Raw genomic sequence first — 22,103 nt, 5'->3', positions numbered from 1 at the left:
GCACAATGCCAAGGTGCCAGCTCTCACCATCACCAGCCCCGACGATCCGCGCATCGCTGACTACCGCGCCCTGACCGACGTCGAGTTGCGTACCAAGTGGGAACCCCCCAACGGCCTGTTCATCGCCGAAGGCGAGCTGGTGATCCAGCGAGCCCTGCGAGCCGGCTACGAGCTGCGCTCCGCCCTGGTGGACCAGAAACGCGCCGACCAGCTGACCGGCCTGCCCCCGGAGGCCCCGCTCTACACGGCCCCCGCACCGGTCCTGGAGTCGATCACCGGCTTCCACGTGCACCGCGGCGTCCTGGCGTCGTTCCACCGCCGAGCCCTGACCCCGCTGCCCGACCTGCTGGCGAACGCGAAGCGGATAGCGGTCCTGGAAGACCTGAACACCCACACGAACCTGGGCGCCCTCTTCCGCAGCGCCGCCGCCCTGGGCATCGACGCGGTGGTCCTCTCCCCGAGCTGCGCGGACCCGTTGTATCGCCGCGCGGTCCGGGTGAGCATGGGTGAGGTCTTCGCCATCCCGTACGCCAAGTCCGACAACTGGCCGCAAACCCTGAACGCCATCCGCGAAGCCGGCTTCACCCTGCTGGCCCTGACCCCGGCGGACGACGCGATCCCGCTGCAGCAGCTGACCAGCGCCCAACGAGCCCGCCCGGCCCTGCTGCTGGGAGCCGAGGGCCCAGGCCTGACCCCCCACGCCCTCCTGACAAGCGACGCCCGAGTCGCCATCCCGATGCAAAACGGCGTCGACTCCCTGAACGTAGCCACAGCAGCAGCAATAGCCTTCTGGGAAATCTGCCGCTAACCCCAATCCCCGCGCTGGGCTCTGTCCTGCGCTGGGCTCTGTCCTGCGGTGCGTTCCGCCCGCGCTGCGAGCCACGCCCCGCGCTGCTCGCCCGCGTCGGGGCCCCTCCGCGATCTTGAGCGATTTCCTACCCAGGAGGGTTGACGATCGCTCAAGATTCGCCCGCCGCCCGCCGCCCGCCGCCCGCCGCCCGCCGCCCGCCGCCCGCCGCCCGCCGCCCGCCGCCCGCCGCCCGCCGGCCACTCGGGATCTTGAGCGATTTCCTACCCCAGAGGGTGGAGGATCGCTCAAGATTCGCGGGGGAGCGCGGCGGCATAGCGCCTCGACCGAGCCCGGCGGCCGACAAGGGTATGCGCTGACCAGCAAGCATGCGCCGGCCAGTCCGGCAGGTGCTCAGCGCTGTGAAACTTCCGCCGAACAGCCCCGCAAGCCAGCTCCTGTCCTCCGGTTGGCTGACTCTGCTGGTCAATTGAGGTAGCCACTTGCCAGGGAATGCGTGCCGTCGACCCGTGGTCGGGCGTGATCTGTCGCCGTAGGTCTCGTCGCCGCGCGAGCGAGGCACCCAGCGGCCGGTTCCGGATGACGCCCTGCGAAGCCGAAGACAACGCGCCGCGAGCATCCCCGCCCACTGCGTGTTGAGTTGGGGTGCGTATCGAACCCGTAGTCGACACAGGCCGGGTGGTTCGCGGGGTGTGTGTTGAGTTGGGGTGCGTATGGAACCCGTAGTCGACACAGGCCGGGTGTTCCGCGGGGTGTGTGTTGAGTTGGGGTGCGTATCGAACCCGTAGTCGACACAGGCCGGGTGGTTCGCGGGGTGTGTGTTGAGTTGGGGTGCGTATGGAACCCGTAACCGACACAGACCAGGTGTTCCGCGGGGTGTGTGTCGAGTTGAGGCGCGAATCGCACCCGAAATCGACACACCCGCTCGGGGTTGCGCGATCTTGGGTGCCGTTCCCGTCGGGGCGTGGCTTGGGCTCTGGCCCGCTCGTGACGGATATTTCCGGCAGATCGGGCATATGGTGGGGGAGGATGTAACTAACTTTCTCGGAGGGTTTGTCAGTGTCGGCTGGTTCGGGACAGGGCTCCGACCCGCATCTGCTCGCCCTGCTGCGAGCGATCCGGTTGCGCCAGAACGCGCCGGACGCGGCCGCCGCGGGCACCAGCGACACCGCCGCAGCGCTGTCCGAGATCGCCGCTCAGAAAAGAGCCGAACACCGTGAGGGCCCTACCCGGGCGTTGCCCGAGAGCGACCAGCCCCACATGCCGGGTTCGGACCGTTCCAGCGCTCCCGGCCGCCCGGGCACCCCCGGCAGATCAAGCGCTCCCAACACCCCGGCCCCTGTCGCTATTTCCGACATTTACGAAATGTCGGTGGACAGCGCCGACTTCCGCCACGCCACCGCTGGCACTGCCGTTCCCAGCTCCCCAAAGCCCGACGCCTCGCCACTGGGAGGCGAATTGTCCCCCGAGTCCAGCTTCCCCGACGAGCCCGGCGCCCACCCGAGCCGCATCCACCCCACCCCGCCACCCCGCCCGGCCCCACCGAACCGCCCGCCCGCCGATCGACAGGGCCCGGGAAACCCCAACTCCGAGCGGCCCAACTCCGAACTCCTCTGGCGCGGCGACCCGGCCACCACCCTGGGCCGCTCCAACCTCGGCGCGAAACCCGGAAAACCACCCCAGCCGAACCCCGCCCGCCGCCCGACCACGCAGAAAGGCGTCTGGGGCGCGGCCGCCGGCCGGATCAACCCGATCACCGGCGTGAACCCTTCCGGCCCCGCGACACCCGCCCCGCCGATCCCCGGGCTGGACCCCGTCCGGCCCATCGGTTCTCCAGGCACCGAGTTCCCTCAAGATCCTTCTTTGTACGCCTATCCGCCCCGCACCCCCCAGAATCCGCCCCCGAGAAAAGCGGCCCCAGGCGTGGACGGCATGAACCCCGCCGACGACGCCGAGCTCCGTGACACCCAGCGACTGTTGAGCACCAGCCTCACCTTCGCCGGCGGCACTGAGGACGTGGCCGACAGGCTCTGGGTGGCGCTGTACCAAGCCCAGCCCGACCTGCTGGCAACCCTGCCCGGCACCGACGAGATCCAGCGCCTCCAGCTGGCCCGGGCACTGACCTGGCTGGCCCACAACCTGGACAACCCGCCCCACGTGGTGTCCGGCTGCGGCGACCTGGGCGCCGCCCTCGCCGAATGCGGCGTCCAGTGGAACCAGCTCCAGCTCGTCGGCGCCGCCCTCGCCGAGGCGATGCGTGCCGGCATGGCGCCGGGCGCGTGGCGCCAGGACTTCGACCACGCCTGGCGCTGGACGTGGCAGCACACCTACGAGTGGATCGTGCACGGCGGCACCCTGGCGGCCTATCAGCCGACCGCCTGGGGCGCCGAGGTGATCTCCCACGAGCTGCGCCGCCCCGACCTCGCGGTGATCCGGGTACGCCCATTCATGCCGATGCCGTACCGCCCCGGCCAGTACGCCCGCATCGAGGTGGCCGACCAGCCCGGCGTCTGGCGCCCGTTCTCGCTGGCCGGCGCCCCGCATCGGGACGAGACCCTGGAACTGCACGTCCGAGCGAGGTCGTCCGCGGGCGTGAGCCACACACTCGTACACAAGACTCGCAAGGGTGACCACATCCGCCTGACCCGCGCCGAGGGTGACATGCGGGTGCCGGAGGAGGCCGGGCGGGGCGTCCTGATGATCGCCGGCGACACCGGTATCGCCGCGATGAAGGCGATGCTCGCCCAGGTGGCGGCGACGGCGGACCCGCGCCCGGTGGTGCTGTTCTGGGGCGTACGCGATATTTCCGAGTTGTACGACATCGACGACCTGTCGGCGATCGCGCTGCAGGCGCCGAAGGCGAAGGTGGTCCCGGTCGTCTCCGAGGGCAACCCCGGCCCGTACGCCTACGGCCAGGTCACCGACGCGGTAGCGGCGTACGGCGAGTGGTCCCGCCACGAGGTCTGCGTCGCCGGCCCGCCGCTGATGGTCGCGGCGACGACAGCAGCCCTGGAGCACCTGCGCATCTCACCGGCCCGCATCCACCACGACCCACCGGACTAAGCGGTCAAGGGACGGCATACCCCGCTATCGACGGCCAGCGGACCGTCAGCACCACCGACTCCTCCGCCGCGAGCCAGTTGTGATCCACGCCCCGGCCCCAGACCACGTAGTCACCCTGCTTGTCGAGGACCACGGTGCGCTCCGGGAACTCCATGTGGAAGCAGCCGCTGATCAGCACGAGCAGGGCGGTGCGCTCCTCACCGCGTACCCAAGCAGCCCGCCTGTCGCCCTGGGGATGGCGACCCCACTTGATCTCGACATCCGTGCTGTGCCGCGCGTCGCCCTCCGGCTTGAAATGCCCGAGCAGCCAGCCCCGGTCGGCCAGCGCATCCGGATCAGCGTTGCCGACATAGATCCCATCCGTCACGCCCGCCGACGCTACCCGCCCGCCAGGACGGTCGCGAGCAGGGCGGGCACCTCCGGCGCCGCGCCTGTCGGGTACGCACAACGCTGCCGCGTGTAAGCGAACACGATCCCCCGACCGGGGTCCGCCAGGGCATGCGCCCCCGAAGCCCCGCTGTGTCCGAAAGCGTTCACGCTCAAGCCCGGGTACCGCAGGTGCTGGACCTCGAAGCCGAGCCCGAAGTGGCGGCGTTCACCGGTCACCCGGTCGAACCCGTCCGACGAGATCGTGGCGAACTCGGTGAGCGTGTGCCGGTCCACCAGCGGCCGCCCGCCGTCAACACCCCAGACCGCTGCCGCATACATTCTGGCCAGGCCGCGCGCACTGGCGACGCAGCCGCCGGAGACCGGGCCGCCGGCGCGTACCTCGGGCAGGTTGATCCAGGAGACCATGTCGGTGGGCGGGCTGGCGTGCAGGTTGAAGGCGATCTCGGTGAGGCTCCCGGCCGGGACCCGGATGCGTTGCGGCGGCGCGAGGACGGGCCGATATCGATCGACAGAAGAAGTCCCGAAGAAAACGTCCGTCCGAATCAGATCATTAAAAAGCGCCACGAGCGTACGCCCGGTCGCGTGCCGCACGACCTCACCGAGCAGCGCCCCGATGGTGAAGGCGTGGTATCCGTAGGCCGAACCCGGCCGCCAGTACGGCTCCTGACGCAACAACCGGCCCGCCATGGCCCGGTCGTCGCGCAGTTCGTCCGGGGTGAAACCGCCATCCACGCCGATCAGCCCGGCCCGGTGCGCCAGCAGATCGCCCAGGGTCAGCTGGCCGAGGGTGAACTCGGGCCAGTACTCGACGACCCGCCGGTCCAGGTCGAGCACACCGTCGGCGACGAGCCGGGCCACCACCAGGTACGCCGCGCCCTTGCCCGCCGAGTAGACACCGGTGAGCGCATCCGCGCCGCCCGCGCCGGCCGTCCACAGGTCGGCGACGACGCGCCCGCCGGACCAGACCACGAGCTGCGAGCCGGGGTCCTCCGGCAACGCGGCGAGCGCGTCCGCCACGGGTGCGAACGCGTCATCGGTGAAACCCCGTACCGAAAGCACCGTCAGCCGGCCTGGACCGCCTCGTCGAGGAGCTTGCGGTACGCGGGCGGAATGTGGTTCGGCCCGCCCGGCGTGAAGACGTTGCTGTGCGACGCGTCGTCCCAGGCCGAGGCGGGCACCGCGGCGCGGAGCGCGACCAGCACCGGGGCGTCGTCGGTCAGCATCGAGAGGGCGACCAGGCACTCCTCGGCCTCGCCGACACACTCGAACGGCTTGTGCGCGTCGACGCCGAGCAGCTCCGTGAAGCCGGGAACCTGCGCCTCGTCGGCGAACAGGTCGTGGCCGAAGATGTGCGCGAGCCGCTCGCGGGGCATGTGCGGCGCCATCGCGAGGAACACGAACCGGCACTTCGGACAGTCACCGCACCAGCGGGCCGTGGGGTCGTGAAGTTTAAACGCCTTGTTACAACTGGTAACGACGTCGTCGTACGCTGTGTAACCGGCGAACAGCTGCGCGATGTGCAGCTCGGAGAGCGTGCGCAGCAGCGAGAAGTACGGGTCGGCGATGCCGGCGTACGCCGTGACCGCCGTGCGCAGCAGTCCCTCGGCCTCGGCGCCCTTGGACCACTGGTGGTTGACCTCGTGGCCGTTCCAGATCAGGTTCGGGTCGGAGGCGGACCGCTCGTTCGACATCACCACCGGACCGAGGCCGTGCAGGACCGCGGTGGCGATCGCGATCAGCGAGTTGATCGCGGTGACCGGGATGTGCCCGTTCAGCGCGCCGGCTTTGTTCAGCTCGAACAGCCGCGGGTCGAGCTTGCGGCGGGCGGCCAGGGCGGTCAGGCCGGAGGCGGCGTTCACGTTCACGATCACCGGGTTCGGGTTGACCGAGAACGGGACCGGGTCGAGCCCGGCCGCGCGCAGGATCTCCAGGGTGACGATCGAGTCCTTGCCACCGCCGACGGCCGAGAGCGGCCTTCCCGACATTTCCGAAACTTCGGCATCGGGAACGACGCCCGGGGTCTCGACCACCAGCGAGAGCACGTGCGGCAACTGGTTCCGATAGGCGTACTCCGCCAGCCCGTGTGTGTAGACCGCCGTGAAGAACGACGCCACCGCGGCCGGAACAGGCTGGGGTGCCACCACCCGCGGCGGCGCGCCCACCTTGTAGTAACTCACCCCCGCCACGACGTGCAGCAGGTCGAGCACCCGGTGAAACGCGTCCGGGACCGGACGCCCGGCAGCGACCGGGAACGTGATCGTCTCGGTGAAGCTCAGCGGCTCCGGACCGTCCAGCAGGTAGTCGAACGCCGCCACCCCGGTCGTCGGATCGAACGAGTACGAGGGGAAGCGCATGACGTCGAACTGCACCCGGGAACTCCTGTCTTGAGGCCGACGGGCAATATTAGTTCGGTCCCGCGAAGGGACACAGCGGCCCGGCTTCCGGGTCAGCCACCCGGTGAAGGGGAGATACGTGCGCCTGGAGGATCTGCGTGGCCGCTCGGTCGCGGTCTGGGGTACCGGCCGTGAGGGCCGGGCCGCGGTGACCGCGATCGCGAAGCACGGCCCCGCCCGGCTGATCGCCGTCGACGACAGCGCCAACTACCTCTCCACGCCGTGGGAGGACGAGTTCGCCGCGCTCGCGCCCGTCGCCGGTGGGGAGCACGCTCAGGCCGCCCTCTACACGGCGGATGTCGTGGTCCGGTCGCCCGGTGTGCCGCTGACCCACCCGTACCTCGCTGAGCTGCGCAAACGCGGCGTCACGGTGACGAGCGGCACCGCGCTGTGGATGGCGGCGAACGCCGCCAAGACCGTCGGCGTCACCGGGAGCAAGGGCAAGAGCACCACGTCCAGCCTGATCAGCCACCTCCTGGCCGCGATCGGCCAGCCCAACGCGTACGGCGGCAACATCGGCATCCCGCTGCTCGACCTGCCCGAATCCGATCTGTACGTGCTGGAGCTCTCCAGTTACCAGTGCGCGGACCTGTCGGACTCGCCGCGCGTCGCGGTGGTCACCTCGCTCTTCCCCGAGCACCTAGACTCGCACGGCAGCGAAGAAGCCTATTACCGCGACAAACTAAACCTTCTTGCGTACGGTCCTGAGCTCATCGTGGTGAACGCCGAAGATGAGCGGCTCCGCGACGAGATCCGCCGGGTGATCGACTCCAGCGGCTTCCCGCCGGTGCCGGCGGCCGCCGAGGACTCCCGGTTCCGGGTCGAGGACGGCACCGTCTTCTGCAGCGACGAGCCGCTCTTCCCCAGGTCGGCGCTGACGCTGAAGGGCAAGCACAACGAGCGCAACCTGTCCGTGGCCCTCGCCGTCCTGGACGGCATGGGCGTGGACGTGGTCGGCCGCCGCGAAGAGTTGGAGGCAGCGGTCCGCTCGTTCCGCGGCCTGCCGCACCGCCTCACCGAGATCGAGGACGCCTCCGGGCTGACGTTCGTCGACGACACCCTGTCGACGAGTCCCTATTCGGCGATCCACGCCATCGAAGCCTACGAAAACCGACCACTCACCGTACTCGTAGGCGGCGCCGACCGAGGCCTGGACTACGCACCGTTACGAGCATTCCTGGAGTCCCGCACACTGACCGTGATCGGCCTCCCGGACAGCGGCCCCCGCATCCTGGCGGAGCTGACCGACCTCCCCGGCGTGCGAGCCCTCCCCGCCGAGGACCTCTTCGACGCGGTCCGCATCGCCCGAGAGACAACTCCGGCAGGGGGAGTGGTCCTGCTGTCCCCGGCCGCCCCGAGCTACGGCCGCTTCCGCAACTTCGAACACCGCTCCGAAGCCTTCCTCCAGGCAGTAACCGACACCGCCAAATAACCCCCGCCCAACCCCAACCCCAGCCGCACCCAAGCCCAGCCGCCCTAAGCCCGGCTGGCGCTTAGGGCTGCCAGCTGCACGCTGTGGCGACCACAAGCGCTAGCCGCTCACGCCTGGCTGGGGCTTGGGGTGTGGCTTATGGCGGGGAAACGGGCGCATCCGTGGTGGCTGGTGTGGGGTGGGATTCGCGCTGGAGTCGGCACTCTCCGTGATGGGTTGGCTCCGGAGGGGTGACCACTGACTCGGGCGGCGGCTGCATGATCGGCTGGGGTTGCAGGTGGCCGGCCTGGGCGGCGATGGGTGTGTGGCTGCTTTTGGCCAGCCTCCGTTACGCGTACGAGAAATTTTTTGATCTTGTTTCTTGCGTGACGGAGAGGTTTCGGCGCGTCACGGAGATCGGCCGAACGGACTAGCTCGCGTCGGCCTAAAAGGCTCCAGTCCATCAGCTAAACGGCCTATGACAAAACGGGCGTTACGCGGACATGTGATGGCGGACACATCGTAAGGGTTATTTGCTGATTGATGGACGTCATCTGCCCTCTACGAAACATCAGTTCATTGCCGCAGCTCAGGTAACGGTTCTGAAAACTTCGACCACAGTCTTGACACGGAGGGGCGGTTAGTAAGAACTTTTACCGCGACAGTAAACAGTCCTTCCTGAAAGGGTGTCCGATGGCTGAGCCGGAGATGGACGGCATCGCGTGGAGCGCGACCGCCGACTCGCTGGTTCGCGACGCCCGCAACGGAAGCGACCGGGCCCACGCGAACGTGACGGCGCACAGGCCGCCGAATGCGATCGGCGGAGACCACCCGTCGGACGGTGTTCTGCTGCGGGTGCGCTCGCTGCTGCCGGAGTTCACCGGCGCGCTGCAGCGAGTCGCCGAGCAGGTGCTCACCGACCCGGCCGCCGCATCGCGGGCCACCATCGTCGAGCTCGCCGAGCGCAGCGGGACGTCGCCGGCGACGGTGACCCGGTTCTGCCGCGCGGTGGGATTCGACGGTTACGCGGACCTTCGCCTCGGCATCGCGGCGGAGACCGGCCGGGCGCGCTCAGCCGGCTGGCACGTGGACATCGGCCGCGAGATCCAGCCGAACGATCCGCTGGAGCGGGTCCTCGGCCAGATCATGGCGGCCGACACCCGGGCCATGCACGACACCGCTTCGCTGCTCGATCTGAGCGAGGTGGAGAGGGCCGCGGTGGCGATCGCCGCCGCTCCTCGCGTGAACATCTTCGGCGCCAGCGGAAGCGCGCTGGTCGGCGAGGAGATGCAGTTCAGTCTGCACCGCATCGGCATCCCGGTGTGGGCTTGGACCGACGTGCACAACGGTCTGGCCAGCGCCGCGTTGTCCCGGCCCGGCGACGTCGCGCTCGGTATCTCGCACAGTGGCGAGACCGGCGAGACGATCGAGCTGCTCGCGGAAGCGAACAGCCGGGGCGCCACCACCATCGCGCTCACCAGCTTCCCACGCTCACCGCTGGCCGAGCTCGCCGACATCGTCCTGCTCACCGCCACACAAGCGACGACCTTCCGGCCGGACGCGCTCAGCGCCCGGCATCCCCAGCTGGTCGTTCTCGATCTTCTTTACGTCGCCGTCGCTCAACGGACCCACGAGCGCTCGCACGCGGCCTTCCAGCGCACCGCGAAAGCGGTGCACGGCCACAAGGCCGCGAAAGACAGCTGAACCCTTCTCAAATTGAAATTCCTTCCGGGAGGAAAAGTGAAGCGCAAGATTGCGGTGGCCGCGGCCCTCGCTGCGACGCTGTTCGGCGCCGCCGCGTGCGGCGGTTCGTCCGACTCCGATGAAGGCGCGACCTCGGCCAACGCCACGGTCGACGGCAAGGGCAAGACCCTCAAGGTCTGGCTCATGGTCGACGCCGAGACCGCGTGGAAGGGTGTCGTCGACGACGCCACCCAGCGGTTCACCACGGCCACCGGCGCGCAGGTGAACGTCGAGTACCAGCAGTGGGCCAACCACCTCACCAAGCTGGACGCGACGCTCGCCGGCACGGACGTTCCGGACGTGGTCGAGCTCGGCAACACCGAGTTCTCCAAGTACGTCTTCAACGGCGGCTTCGCCGAGCTCAACAAGGGTGACTTCGAGAACTCGGACACCTGGCTGACCGGTCTCTCCGGCGCCTGTGAGCTGGACGGCAAGACCTACTGCGTGCCGTACTACGCCGGTGCCCGCGTGCTGATCTACCGCACCGACCTCTTCAAGGCGGCCGGCATCGCCGACGCCCCGAAGACCTACGCGGACTTCCTCTCGGCCGCCGACAAGCTGCAGACGGCGAACGCGAAGGACAAGAAGTTCAGCGCGATCTACATGCCGGGCCAGTACTGGTACGCCGCGATGTCCTGGGTCAAGTCGAAGGGTGGCGAAATCGCCACCAAGGACGGCGACAAGTGGACCGGCCAGCTCTCCTCGCCGACCTCGCAGGCCGGCCTGCAGGAGTGGGTCGACCTGACCAAGAAGTACTCCAAGGCTGACGTCACCAAGAACGAGAACGAGCAGGCGGGCATCTTCGCGCAGGGCTCGGGCGGCATGTTCTACGGCAACGGCTGGGAGCAGGGTTCGGCCGAGGAGGTCCGCAAGGACCCGAACGACCCGACCTCCGCGCTCGTCCCGACCAAGGTCAAGGGCAAGCTGGCCGCCGCGCCGATGCCGGAGATCCCCTCCTTCCTCGGTGGCTCGAACCTGGGCGTGACCCAGAAGAGCGAGAACAAGGAACTGGCCGCTCAGTGGATCAAGGCCTTCACCGACGCCAAGTCGATGGAGGGCCTGATCAAGGCCAACGCGCTGCCGAACTCGACCGCGCTGCTCGACAAGGCCGCCGAGAACCCGGCGATCGCCAACGCCGCGCTCGCCGCGAAGTCGAGCTGGTTCCCGCCGAACGCCGAGAAGTGGGCCGACGTGGAGAAGGCCAGCATCCTGCAGACCATGCTGACCGACATCCTCACCGGTAAGAAGACGGTCGCCGACGGCGCCAAGTGGGCCGACGAGCAGATCAACGCCACGCTCAACGAGGCCTGATTCGCCGCACCGCCCGCCTCGGTGCGAACCGGGGCGGGCGGTACGCCTGGAGGGATCACTGATGTACGCCGTCGAGACGCCGCCTTTGAAAAAAGAGCCGGTTCCGTCGCAGCCCCGGAGGGCGAACCGGGTTCGCCGCCGCACCCAGCGTGACGCTCGTACCGCCTGGTTGCTCTCCCTGCCCACGCTGCTGATCCTGGTCGCGCTGCTGGCTTACCCGCTGTATCGCATGATCGTTCTGTCGTTCCAGAACATGCGGCTGCGGGAACTGATCACCGGACTGACCCCGCCGTGGGTCGGCCTCGACCAGTACACGAAGGCGCTGACCGACGGTGTCTTCTGGGGTGTCGTGGCGCGGACCGCGGCCTTCACGGTCGTCTCGGTCACCATCTCGGTCCTGGTCGGCCTCGGCATCGCGCTGCTGATGCGCCGGGTGCACGCCAAGGTCCGGCTGTTCATGATGATCGCGATGATGTTCGTCTGGGCGCTGCCCCAGCTGGTCGCCGCGCAGGCGTTCCGCTGGCTGACCGACTCGGACTTCGGAGTCCTGAACTACCTGATCGACAAGATCCCCGGGGTGGACTTCGCGAACCACAGCTGGTTCGTCAACCCGTGGGAGGGCTGGGCCGTCATCACCACGCTGGTGGTCTGGGCCGGCATCCCGTTCCTGGCGATCTCGCTGAGCGCGGGGCTCACCCAGGTGCCGAAGGAGCTCCTGGAGGCCGCTACGGTCGACGGAGCCTCGTCCTGGCAGGCGCTGCGCAACATCACGCTGCCGATCCTGAAGCCGCTGCTGACCATCGTCACCACTCTTTCGGTGATCTGGAACTTCGGCCTCTTCACGCAGAACTGGGCGCTGCGCGACAGTCATCCGGAGCCGGTCTACCAGACCCTGGCGACGTACTCGTACACCCAGGCGTTCGGACAGTCCCGGTACAGCTACGGCTCGGCGATCTCGGTGATCACCGTGCTGATCATGCTCGGCGTGATGGTGTTCTACATCCGCCAGATGTTCAAGATCGGAGAGGTGGACTGATGGCACGCCACGACGAGGGCGTCGTCACCGTCGGACGCAGCCGGGCCGGCACGATCGCGGCGAACGCCACCGGCATCATCTTCGGCATTTTCATGATCTTCCCGGTGTACTGGGTGCTGAACACGGCGTTCAAGCCGGACAGCGAGGTACGCAGCTTCACGCCGTCGTTCCTGCCGAAGAACCCGACCCTGGACAACTTCAGGTCTGCGCTGGGTGAGGAGCTCTTCATCCCCAGCATGATCAACGGCTTGATCATCACGGCCATGGCGGTCGCGGCCGCGCTGGTCGTCGGCTTCCTGGCGGCGCTCGCGATCGCGCGGTTCAGCTTCTACGGCCGCAAGGCGATCATCCTGGTCGTCCTGGCCGTGCAGCTGGTGCCGTTCCTGGCGCTGCTCATCCCGCTGTTCCTGATGCTGCAGCGGGCTCAGCTCACCAACACCCTGCCCGGCGTGGCCCTGGTCTATCTGGTGCTGCTGCTGCCGTACACGGTGTGGACACTGCGCGGTTTCATCTCCGGCATCCCCCGGGAGCTTGACGAGGCCGCGATGATCGACGGCTGCACCCGGGCCCAGGTGTTCTGGAAGATCATTCTTCCGCTCACCGGTCCCGGCCTGGTGGCGACGAGTGTCTACGGGTTCATCCAGGCGTGGAACGAATTCATCATCATCAACACGCTGAACAGCCCGCAGAAACAGAACCTGATGGCCTGGCTGCTGTACAACCAGACCGAACGTGGTACCGCCTGGGGCCCCCTCATGGCCGGTGCGATCATCACGTCGATCCCCGTGGTGGTCTTCTTCTTGATCATTCAACGCAACATCGCTACAGGTCTGACGGCCGGCGCCGTCAAGGGTTGATTTCGAAGGGGTTTTCGTCATGTCCGACATAACAGGATCTGAACTCGACCGCCGTACCCTGCTCCGCCGCGCGGCCGCGGTCGGCATCGCCGCCACCCCCGCGGTGGGCATGCTCTCCGCCTGCGTCGGCGGCGGGGCTGACGAGGACACTCCCGAGCAGGCGACCGGTGAGAAGTCGGCGGACAACCCGCTCGGCATCGACCCGAAGACCGGCATCGAGATCGTGATCTTCGACGGTGGTCTCGGCACCAAGTACGCCACCGACGTGGACACCCCGCTTTACAACAAGAAGTGGCCGGACTCCAAGGTGACGTACTCCGCCACCCAGGAGGTCTCCACTGTCGTCCAGCCCCGGATCAACGCGGGCGACGCGCCCGACATGATCAACAACTCGGGCTCGAAGCTGATGGACTTCGGCGCGGTCGTCAACGCCGGCCAGGCGCAGGACCTCACCGAGCTGTTCGCCGCCCCGTCGTTCGACATCGCCGGCAAGACGGTCGCCGAGACGCTGGTGCCGGGCGCGATCGAGCAGGGCACGTACAACGGCAAGCCGTACGCGGTGAACTACGCGTACACGGTCTTCGGCCTCTGGTACAACAAGGCCCTGTTCACCAAGAACAACTGGACCGTGCCGGAGACCTGGGCCGACTTCACCGCCCTGCTCGCCAAGATCAAGGCCGCCGGCATCACGCCGTACGGCTACGCGGGCGCCAACGCGTCGTACTACCAGGTCCGGGCGATCCTGACCAGCGCCGGCAAGATCGGCGGCGAGCAGGTCCTCAAGGACATCGACAACCTGAAGGCCGGCGCCTGGAAGAACGACGCCATCGTCAAGGCCGCCGCCGCGTGGGCCGAGGTCGGCAAGACCTACCTGGACAAGAGCTTCCTCGGTCTCAAGCACACCGAGATCCAGCTCCGCCAGAACCAGGACAAGCTGGCCTTCTACCCGTGTGGCTCCTGGCTGGAGAACGAGCAGGCAAAGGACACCCCTCCGGGCTTCGAGTACGCGGTCGCCCCGTTCCCGAGCGTGACCACCGCGGACACCCTCCCGGCGGCCGCCCTGAACGCCGCGGCCGGCGAGATCTACTTCGTCGCTGCCAAGGGCAAGAACCCGCGTGGCGGCATGGAGTACCTGCGGACGATGCTCTCCAAGGAGGCGGCGCTGGGCTTCACCAAGCTCACCAAGTCGCTTACCGTGGTGGCGGGCGCGGCCGACGGCGTGACCATCTCGCCCGGTCTGACCAGCGCGAACGAGGCCGTCGGCAAGGCCGGCAAGGACATCTTCATGGGTTACCTGTTCGACACCTGGTACAAGAAGCTGGACGACGAGTCCCGCGCTGCCGCCAACGACCTGATGTTCTCCGATTACGACGCGCAGAAGTTCGCGGACCGGATGGAGGCCGCTGCTCAGGCGGTCGCGTCCGACTCCTCGGTCACCAAGTTCACCCGCTCCTAAGAGGTTAGGCAGACGTACCATGCGGCACGGCAAGTATCCCTTCATCATCGGCTTCCTTGCCGTGCCGGTGGTGCTCTACGCCACCTTCGTCGTCGCGGCGTACATCCAGACGTTCCAGCTGGCCTTCACCAGCTGGTCCGGTCTGGGTCCGATCAAGTACATCGGCTTCGACAACTTCGAGCGGCTCTGGAACGACGACCTGTTCTGGCGCTCGATCGGGCACAACCTCTACCTGCTGATCCTGCTGCCGATCATCACGATCGCGATCGCCCTGGTGTTCGCGTTCCTGTTGAATGCCGGCGGCGGGATGCACAAGGGTGTCCGTGGGTCGAAGTTCTACCGCGTCATCTTCTTCTTCCCGCAGCTGATGGCGCTCGCCATCGTCGCGGTGATCTTCGGCCGGGTGTTCTCCACCGACGAGAGCGGCATGCTCAACGGCCTCTTCCCGGAATCCTGGTCGCCGTGGCTCTTCCTGGCCGACGAGCGGTGGGCGCTGACCTGCATCCTCGCCGTGATGGTGTGGCAGGCGGTCGGCTTCTACGTGGTGCTCTTCTCGGCCGGCATGGGCTCGATCGAGCAGGAGGTCTACGAGGCCGCGGCGCTCGACGGTGCCAACCGGATCACGCTCTTCTTCAAGATCACGATCCCGCTGCTCTGGAGCACCCTTCAGGTCGCCTGGGTCTACCTGGGTATCGCCGCGTTCGACGCGTTCGCCCTGGTCAACATCATGTCGGTGGACCGGGGTGGTCCGGACGGCGCGACCTCGGTGCTGTCGATGATGATCTACCGGAACGCCTTCGAGTACTCACAGGCCGGTTACGCCTCCGCCCTCGGCGTGGCGCTCTTCTTCCTGACCCTGACGTTCGCCGCGCTGACCCTGCGGGTCACCCGGCGGGAGGCCCACTGATGACTACCACTGCTGATGCCCCCGCCGTTCCTGCCGCCGTGTCGCCGGTTGAGCGGAAAAAGCGCGAAATAAGCCCGCTCAACGGGCTTGCGCATATCGCTCTTTTCGCCTGGGCAATCGCCACGGCCGGCCCGCTCATCTGGGTCCTGCTCGCGTCGTTCAAGAGCAACACCGAGATCTTCCTCGGCAAGCCTTTCGCGCTGCCCAGCTCCTTCTCGTTCGCCACCTACGCCGACGCCTGGACCGAGGCGAACATCGGTCAGTACTTCCTGAACAGCGTCTTCGTGGTCACGATCAGCACGGCCGGCACCATGCTGTTCGGCTCGATGGCGGCGTACGTGCTGGCCCGGTACCAGTTCAAGGGCAACCGGTTCCTGTACTACCTGTTCGTCTCCGGCCTGGCGTTCCCCACGTTCATGGCGATCACCCCGCTCTTCTTCATTCTCAAGAACCTCGGGCTGATCAACACGTTCACCGGGCTGATCCTGGTGTACATCGCGTACTCGCTGCCGTTCACCGTCTTCTTCCTGGCGGCGTTCTTCAAGTCGCTGCCGATGGAGATCGACGAGGCGGCCACCGTCGACGGCGCGTCGCACACCCGGAAGTTCTTCCAGATCATGATGCCGATGGCGAAGTCCGGCCTGGTCAGCATCACGATCTTCAACATCGTCGGCCAGTGGAACCAGTACCTCCTGCCGGTCGCGATCATGCAGGGCGCCGGCGCCGACTCGAAGTGGGTGCTCACCCAGGGCATCGCGAACATCAGCGTGCAGGCCGGTTACCACGCGCAGTGGTCCACGCTGTTCGCCGCGCTCACCCTGACGATCCTGCCGATGATCGTGGTCTACGCGATCTTCCAGCGGCAGATCCAGGCGGGCCTCACCGCCGGCGCCGTGAAGTAAGAATTTGTCGTACCGCGGGCGCAGAATGGCGGCGTGTTAGTAGCGGTACTCCCCGACGGTCGGCTGCAGGACCTGCGAGCCGACGGCGGGCCGGCCGGTCCACCTCACCAGGTGGCCGACCTGCCCGCGACCATGGCTGCCCGGGAGGCCGCTGACCAGCCTCGCTGGGTCTGGTCGTCCACCGCCGACATCTACCCGGCCCTGCTGAGGGCCGGGGTGCGGGTGGCCCGCTGTCACGATCTGGAGCTCACCGAGGCTCTCTTGCTCGGGCACGCGGGGCACTGGGGCGAGCCACGGGGGGTCGCCGCGGTGCTCGCACGATCACGCGGCCTCCCGGTGCCACCCGATCCACCACGTCACGGCGCCGAGCCGCCGGGCTTCGCCCAGGCAGCTCTCTTCGAGGCCGCTTCAGCGCCGTCCATGGAGATCCAGGACTTACTGCTTGGGTACGCGTCACAGCAGCAACGCATCGCCGAAACCGAGCACCCCGGCCGCTTCCGGATGCTGGTCGCCGCCGAGTCGGCCGGGGCGCTGATCGCCGCCGAGATGGGGCATGTCGGCCTGCCGTGGCGCGCTGACATCCACGACGAGTTGTTGCGGGAGCTGCTCGGGCCGCCGCAGCCGGTCGGCCCGCCCCGCCGTCTCGCCGAGCTGACCGCCCAGATCAACGCGGCGTTCGGCGTCCGCGGGCTGCACCCTGACTCGCCGGCTGAGGTGCTGCGCGCGTTCGGCCGGGCCGGCATCCAGGTGCCCAACACCCGGGCCTGGGTGCTGCGCGAGGTCGACCACCCCGCCGTCGCCCCGCTGCTGGAATACAAGGAGCTCTACCGCATCTGGACGGCACACGGCTGGTCCTGGTGCGACGCCTGGGTGCGCGACGGCCGATTCCGCCCTGAGTACGTTCCGGGAGGCGTCGTCTCCGGCCGCTGGGCGGCCCGGGGCGGCGGCGCGCTCCAGGTGCCCAAGGTCGTCCGCCGCGGCGTGGTGGCCGATCCGGGCTGGCAGTTCGTGGTCGCCGACGCCGGCCAGCTGGAGCCCCGGGTGATGGCCGCGGTCTCCGGCGACGAGCGCCTGGCCCGGGCCGCGGCCGCCGGCGATCTCTACGCCGCCCTGGCGACCGACTCGTTCAGCGGCGACCGGGCCAAGGCGAAAATCGCACTGCTCGGCGCGATGTACGGGCAGACCGGCGGCGACGCCATCCCGGCGCTGGCGGTGCTGCGCCGGCACTACCCGGTGGCCTTCGATTACGTGGAGGCGGCCGCGCGCACGGGGGAGACCGGCGGCCTGGTCCGGTCCTGGCTGGGCCGGACGTGCCCGCCGGCGTTCGCCTCCCGGGACGCCGGTCTCGACCCACCCGACGAGGCCGCGGTGCCGCCCGGCCGGGCCCGGGGCCGATTCACCCGAAACTTCGTGATTCAGGCCACGGCTGCCGAGTGGGCTCTCGTCCTGCTGGCGTTGCTGCGCACCGAGCTGGAGGGCACACCCGCCGAGCTCGTCCTTTTCGTGCACGATGAGGTCGTGGTGCACTGCCCGTCTGACCAGGCTCAGGACGTCGTGCGCGCGGTCCACGAGTGCGCGGCGCGGGCCGGCCGGATGCTGTTCGGGGACACCACGGTGCGTTTCCCCCTCGACGTCTCAGTGGTTGGTGCCTACGCCGATGCCAAGTGAAGAAGTGGGTATCGTTGACGGTCCGGCCGAGAGGCGCTGCAGCGGGCCCACCCGTCACGCTCGACCGGTGAAAACCGACAAGGGCGCCTCCGAACTACTCGGAGGTGTGTCGTGACTCAGAACGTCACCAAGCTGCGCGAACTACTCGCCGAGCGGATTCTGGTGCTGGACGGCGCATGGGGCACGATGCTCCAGGGCGCCAAGCTCACCCCGGCCGATTACCGCAACGAGCTGATCCCGGCCGACCACCCGAAAGACGTCACCGGCGACCCCGATCTGCTGATCCTGACCCGGCCGGACATCATCCTCGACGTCCACCGGCAATACCTGGCGGCGGGCGCCGACATCACCACGACCAACACGTTCACCGCGACCAGCATCGCCCAGGCCGATTACGGTCTGGAGCACCTGGTCCGCGAGATGAACGTGCAGGGCGCCAGGCTGGCCCGGCAGGCCGCCGACGAGGCCTTCGAGCGCGACGGCCGGCCCCGCTTCGTCGCCGGCTCGATCGGCCCGCTGAACGTGACTCTCTCCCTGTCCCCTCGCGTCGACGAGCCCGCCTATCGTGCGGTCACCTTCGACCAGGTCAAGGCCACCTACGAGGAGCAGATCTCGGCTCTCGTCGAGGGCGGCGTCGATCTGCTGCTCATCGAGACGATCTTCGACACGCTGAACGCGAAGGCTGCCGTCGCGGCCGCCCGGGAAGTCGCTCCGGAGATTCCGCTCTGGATCTCGGTGACGATTGTGGACCTCTCCGGGCGTACCCTCTCGGGCCAGACCGTGGAGGCCTTCTGGCGCTCGATCGAGCGGGCGAAGCCGCTCGTCGTCGGGGTCAACTGCGCGCTCGGCGCAGCCGAGGCGCGCCCGCACGTGGCCGAGCTGGCCCGGCTCTCCGACGTCTACGTCGCCTCGCACCCGAACGCGGGACTGCCCAACGCGTTCGGCGGTTACGACGAGACGCCCGCACAGACCTCCGCGCTGATCGGCGAGTTCGCCGAGGCCGGCCTGGTCAACATCGTCGGCGGTTGCTGCGGCACCACCCCGGCGCACATCGGCGCGATCGCCCAGGCAGTCCAGGGCACGGCTCCGCGCGTGATCGCTCCGCCGGCGCCGACCACCCGGTTCAGTGGCCTGGAGCCGTTCGCGATCGGCCCGGACACCGGCTTCGTCATGATCGGCGAGCGGACCAACGTGACCGGCTCGGCCAAGTTCCGCCGGCTCATCGAGGCCGACAACTACCAGGCCGCCGTCGACGTGGCCCTGGAGCAGGTCCGCGGCGGCGCCAACCTGCTCGACGTGAACATGGACGCCGACCTGCTCGACAGCGAGCAGGCGATGACCACGTTCCTCAACCTGATCGCCACCGAGCCCGAGGTGGCCCGGATCCCGATCATGATCGACAGCTCCAAGTGGAGCGTGCTCGAAGCCGGCCTCAAGTGCGTCCAGGGCAAGGGCGTGGTCAACTCGATCAGCCTGAAAGAGGGCCCGGAGCAGTTCCTGGCGCACGCCCGCCGGATCCGTGACTTCGGTGCCGGCGTCGTCGTGATGGCCTTCGACGAGCAGGGCCAGGCGGACAGCGCCGATCGCAAGGTCGCCATCTGCGGCCGGGCGTACGACCTGCTGGTCGAGGACGGCTTCGACCCGAACGACATCATCTTCGACCCCAACGTGCTCGCCGTCGCGACCGGCATCGCCGAGCACAACGGTTACGCGAAAGCGTTCATCGACGCCCTCCCGCGGATCAAGGAGCGCTGCCCGGGCGCCCGGACCAGTGGTGGCATCTCCAACCTGTCGTTCGCGTTCCGGGGCAACGACGTGGTCCGTGAGGCCATGCACTCGGCGTTCCTGTTCTACGCCGTGAAAGCCGGCCTGGACATGGGCATCGTGAACGCCGGCCAGCTCGCCGTCTACCAGGACATCCCGGCCGACCTGCTGGAGCTGGTCGAGGACGTTCTCTTCGACCGCCGGGAGGACGCCACCGACCGCCTGGTCACGTTCGCCTCCACAGTCACCGGGACCGGCGCGAAGCGCGAGGTGGACCTCGCCTGGCGGGACGCCCCGGTCGGTGAGCGGCTCACCCACGCACTGGTGCACGGCATCGTCGACTTCATCGAGGCGGACACCGAAGAGGCCCGGCAGCAGCTGCCCCGGCCCCTCGAAGTGATCGAAGGCCCGCTGATGGACGGCATGAAGGTCGTCGGCGACCTCTTCGGCGCCGGCAAGATGTTCCTGCCCCAGGTGGTCAAGAGCGCCCGGGTGATGAAGCGGTCGGTCGCCTACCTCGAGCCGTACATGGAGGCCGAGAAAGAGCAGGCCCGCCTCGAAGGCCGCGTCCAGGCGGACCGCGGTCAGGGCAAAGTCGTGCTCGCCACGGTCAAGGGCGACGTGCACGACATCGGCAAGAACATCGTGGGCGTCGTGCTGGGCTGCAACAACTACGACGTCATCGACCTCGGCGTGATGGTGCCGGCCTCGAAGATCCTGGAGACCGCGCTCGCCGAGAACGCCGACGTGATCGGCCTGTCCGGGCTGATCACCCCGTCGCTCGACGAGATGGTCGCGGTCGGCGCCGAGATGCAGCGCCGGGGGATGAGCCTGCCGCTGCTCATCGGCGGCGCCACCACGTCCAAGCAGCACACCGCGGTGCGGATCGCCCCGGCCTACGAGGGCTCCACGATCCACGTGCTGGACGCGTCCCGGGTCGTCGGCGTCGTCTCCAACCTGCTCGACCCGATCCGCGCCAAGACTCTCGACGAGGACAACCGGATCGAGCAGGAACGCCTCCGCATCCAGCACGAGCAGCGCCATTCACAGCCACTGCTCACCCTCGCCCAGGCGAGGGCGAACAGCGAGCCGGTCGACTTCAGCGAGCTGCCCACTCCCTCTTTCACAGGGGTACGCGAGGTCGCGCCGACCATTGCCGAACTCCGCCAGATGATCGACTGGCAGTTCCTGTTCCTGGCGTGGGAGCTGAAAGGCAAGTACCCGGCGATCCTCGACCAGCCGGTCGCCCGTGAGCTCTTCGACGACGCGAACACGCTGCTCGACCAGATCATCGCGGAAGGCTCGTTCCAGGCCCGTGGCCGCTACGGCTTCTGGCCGGCCCACGCCGACGGCGACGACATCAAGCTGGACAACGGCTACGCGTTCCCGATGCTGCGCCAGCAGACCGAAAAGCCGGCCGGCCGCGCCAACCGCTGCCTGGCCGATTACATCGGCCCGGCCGGCGCCGGCGACCACCTCGGTGGCTTCGCGGTGGCGATCCACGGCGCCGACAAGCTCGCCAAGAAATACGAGGACCAGCAGGACGACTACCGCGCCATCATGGTCAAGGCGCTGGCCGACCGCCTGGCCGAGGCGTTCGCCGAATACCTGCACCTCAAGGCCCGCCGCGACTGGTTCGAGCCGGACGCCAAGCCGGTCCTCGCCGACCTGCACGCCGAGCGTTTCCGCGGCATCCGCCCGGCCCTCGGTTACCCGGCCTGCCCGGACCACAGCGAGAAGAAGGAACTCTTCAAGCTCCTCGGCACCGACGCGATCGGCGTCCACCTCACCGAGTCGTTCGCGATGACCCCGGCCGCCGCGGTCAGCGGCCTGATCTTCGCGAACGCCGACGCGAAGTACTTCACGGTCGGCCGCCTGGCCAAGGACCAGATCGAGGACTACGCGGTCCGCCGCGGCCTCCCGGTCCCCGAGGTGGAGCGCTGGCTCCGCCCCAACCTGGCCTACTCCATCGACTGACGAGCGATGACGGCGGACCTGCGACGCAGGTCCGCCACGTCAGCGTTGGTCTCCAGCAGCACGGTGAGCGGCACCACCGGCAGCTGGTACCCAGCGACGGTAACGGTGAGGACGGCCGGAAGCCGCGGCACGAAAGCCCTCGACGCGCGCTTGCTGTCACCCTCGGCGATCAGCAGATCGAGACGCCGAGGCCGAGCCGGCACTCCCTGCGCCAGCGCCTCAACCCGCCCCGCCCGCGCCCCGATCGTGCCCCAGCACCACCCCAGCCCGCCGCCCTCGTCGCCGACCTGTGGATAACCCGCCCGCGCCCGGGTCTGGCGCCCGCGTCTCGCGTGCGGTGCTGGCTCGCGTGCCGCGCCGCCTATAACTCAAAAAGCCCTACACCCACGGTGGATGTGCTCACATCCACAGTGGGTG

General features: G+C 68.4%; 16 protein-coding genes. 12 read left to right on the top strand and 4 right to left on the bottom strand.

The features are described 5' to 3' along the window. Positions 1 to 13: 13 nt before the first annotated feature. The gene (locus B0I29_RS17765; protein ID WP_111650102.1) at positions 14 to 808 is read left to right on the top strand and encodes a TrmH family RNA methyltransferase; all 795 of its coding nucleotides are present in this window, start codon (positions 14 to 16) and stop codon (positions 806 to 808) included. 1,059 nt (positions 809 to 1,867) lie between these two features. Next, positions 1,868 to 3,871 (top strand): flavohemoprotein, encoded by a 2,004-nt coding sequence (locus tag B0I29_RS17755; RefSeq protein ID WP_245972593.1) that lies wholly within the window; start codon positions 1,868 to 1,870, stop codon positions 3,869 to 3,871. A 4-nt stretch (positions 3,872 to 3,875) separates the two neighbouring features. Here the strand turns inward: B0I29_RS17755 and B0I29_RS17750 are convergent, their stop codons facing one another. The 3 genes from B0I29_RS17750 to B0I29_RS17740 are packed head-to-tail and all read right to left on the bottom strand — an operon-like array spanning position 3,876 to position 6,630. Then, on the bottom strand, positions 3,876 to 4,238 hold the full coding sequence (locus B0I29_RS17750) for a cupin domain-containing protein (protein WP_111650101.1): 363 nt from the start codon (positions 4,236 to 4,238) through the stop codon (positions 3,876 to 3,878). An 11-nt stretch (positions 4,239 to 4,249) separates the two neighbouring features. After that, positions 4,250 to 5,320, bottom strand: a complete 1,071-nt coding sequence (locus B0I29_RS17745; protein WP_245972592.1) for a serine hydrolase domain-containing protein — start codon at positions 5,318 to 5,320, stop codon at positions 4,250 to 4,252. A 2-nt stretch (positions 5,321 to 5,322) separates the two neighbouring features. Continuing rightward, complete coding sequence (locus B0I29_RS17740) at positions 5,323 to 6,630, bottom strand: MurL-like N-terminal domain-containing (protein WP_483887903.1); 1,308 nt, start codon at positions 6,628 to 6,630, stop codon at positions 5,323 to 5,325. Between the two features lie 103 nt (positions 6,631 to 6,733). Between B0I29_RS17740 and murD the strand changes: the two genes are divergently transcribed. The 10 genes from murD to metH all read left to right on the top strand — a co-directional run bounded on the left by murD (position 6,734) and on the right by metH (position 21,686). Continuing rightward, positions 6,734 to 8,086 (top strand): UDP-N-acetylmuramoyl-L-alanine--D-glutamate ligase, encoded by a 1,353-nt coding sequence (gene murD, locus B0I29_RS17735; protein ID WP_111650100.1) that lies wholly within the window; start codon positions 6,734 to 6,736, stop codon positions 8,084 to 8,086. Between the two features lie 672 nt (positions 8,087 to 8,758). After that, positions 8,759 to 9,769 (top strand): MurR/RpiR family transcriptional regulator, encoded by a 1,011-nt coding sequence (locus B0I29_RS17725; RefSeq protein WP_181557849.1) that lies wholly within the window; start codon positions 8,759 to 8,761, stop codon positions 9,767 to 9,769. 36 nt (positions 9,770 to 9,805) lie between these two features. Then, positions 9,806 to 11,119, top strand: coding sequence for an extracellular solute-binding protein (locus tag B0I29_RS17720; protein ID WP_111650098.1), 1,314 nt, complete (start codon positions 9,806 to 9,808; stop codon positions 11,117 to 11,119). A gap of 61 nt (positions 11,120 to 11,180) precedes the next feature. Further along, complete coding sequence (locus B0I29_RS17715) at positions 11,181 to 12,155, top strand: carbohydrate ABC transporter permease (protein ID WP_111650097.1); 975 nt, start codon at positions 11,181 to 11,183, stop codon at positions 12,153 to 12,155. After that, entirely contained in the window at positions 12,155 to 13,012 is an 858-nt protein-coding gene (locus B0I29_RS17710; RefSeq protein WP_111650096.1) for a carbohydrate ABC transporter permease, read from the top strand. Before B0I29_RS17715 ends, B0I29_RS17710 begins: the two co-directional genes overlap by 1 nt. A gap of 19 nt (positions 13,013 to 13,031) precedes the next feature. Beyond that, complete coding sequence (gene ngcE / locus B0I29_RS17705) at positions 13,032 to 14,468, top strand: N-acetylglucosamine/diacetylchitobiose ABC transporter substrate-binding protein (protein WP_111650095.1); 1,437 nt, start codon at positions 13,032 to 13,034, stop codon at positions 14,466 to 14,468. Between the two features lie 19 nt (positions 14,469 to 14,487). Beyond that, positions 14,488 to 15,375: a carbohydrate ABC transporter permease gene (locus B0I29_RS17700; RefSeq protein WP_111650094.1), complete on the top strand. Its 888-nt coding sequence runs from the start codon at positions 14,488 to 14,490 to the stop codon at positions 15,373 to 15,375. Further along, positions 15,375 to 16,277 carry a carbohydrate ABC transporter permease gene (locus tag B0I29_RS17695; protein WP_111650093.1) on the top strand — a complete coding sequence of 301 codons (903 nt, stop codon included), beginning with the start codon at positions 15,375 to 15,377 and terminating at the stop codon, positions 16,275 to 16,277. The genes B0I29_RS17700 and B0I29_RS17695 overlap by 1 nt, the downstream gene beginning before the upstream one ends. A gap of 33 nt (positions 16,278 to 16,310) precedes the next feature. Further along, positions 16,311 to 17,945 carry a bifunctional 3'-5' exonuclease/DNA polymerase gene (locus B0I29_RS17690; RefSeq protein WP_111650092.1) on the top strand — a complete coding sequence of 545 codons (1,635 nt, stop codon included), beginning with the start codon at positions 16,311 to 16,313 and terminating at the stop codon, positions 17,943 to 17,945. Positions 17,946 to 18,056: 111 nt separating this feature from the next. Next, the gene (gene metH, locus B0I29_RS17685; RefSeq protein ID WP_111650091.1) at positions 18,057 to 21,686 is read left to right on the top strand and encodes a methionine synthase; all 3,630 of its coding nucleotides are present in this window, start codon (positions 18,057 to 18,059) and stop codon (positions 21,684 to 21,686) included. On the opposite strand, the gene B0I29_RS17680 is transcribed toward metH, so the two are convergent. Continuing rightward, the gene (locus tag B0I29_RS17680) at positions 21,671 to 21,889 is read right to left on the bottom strand and encodes a hypothetical protein (RefSeq protein ID WP_111650090.1); all 219 of its coding nucleotides are present in this window, start codon (positions 21,887 to 21,889) and stop codon (positions 21,671 to 21,673) included. The genes metH and B0I29_RS17680 overlap by 16 nt on opposite strands. Positions 21,890 to 22,103 lie beyond the last annotated feature (214 nt).

Source organism: Actinoplanes lutulentus (assembly GCF_003259845.1).
GTDB classification, from domain to species: Bacteria; Actinomycetota; Actinomycetes; order Mycobacteriales; family Micromonosporaceae; genus Actinoplanes; species Actinoplanes lutulentus.
The sequence above is the reverse complement of the archived record's forward strand: the minus strand, read 5'-3'. Positions and strand labels throughout refer to the sequence as shown.

What these genes read in the sequence shown, in the direction of transcription:
- B0I29_RS17710 (WP_111650096.1), top strand. Translation starts at nt 12,155, where the DNA reads ATGGCACGCCACGACGAGGGCGTCGTCACCGTCGGACGCAGCCGGGCC.
- B0I29_RS17695 (WP_111650093.1), top strand. Translation starts at nt 15,375, where the DNA reads ATGACTACCACTGCTGATGCCCCCGCCGTTCCTGCCGCCGTGTCGCCG.
- B0I29_RS17725 (WP_181557849.1), top strand. Translation starts at nt 8,759, where the DNA reads ATGGCTGAGCCGGAGATGGACGGCATCGCGTGGAGCGCGACCGCCGAC.
- B0I29_RS17700 (WP_111650094.1), top strand. Translation starts at nt 14,488, where the DNA reads ATGCGGCACGGCAAGTATCCCTTCATCATCGGCTTCCTTGCCGTGCCG.
- B0I29_RS17715 (WP_111650097.1), top strand. Translation starts at nt 11,181, where the DNA reads ATGTACGCCGTCGAGACGCCGCCTTTGAAAAAAGAGCCGGTTCCGTCG.
- ngcE (WP_111650095.1), top strand. Translation starts at nt 13,032, where the DNA reads ATGTCCGACATAACAGGATCTGAACTCGACCGCCGTACCCTGCTCCGC.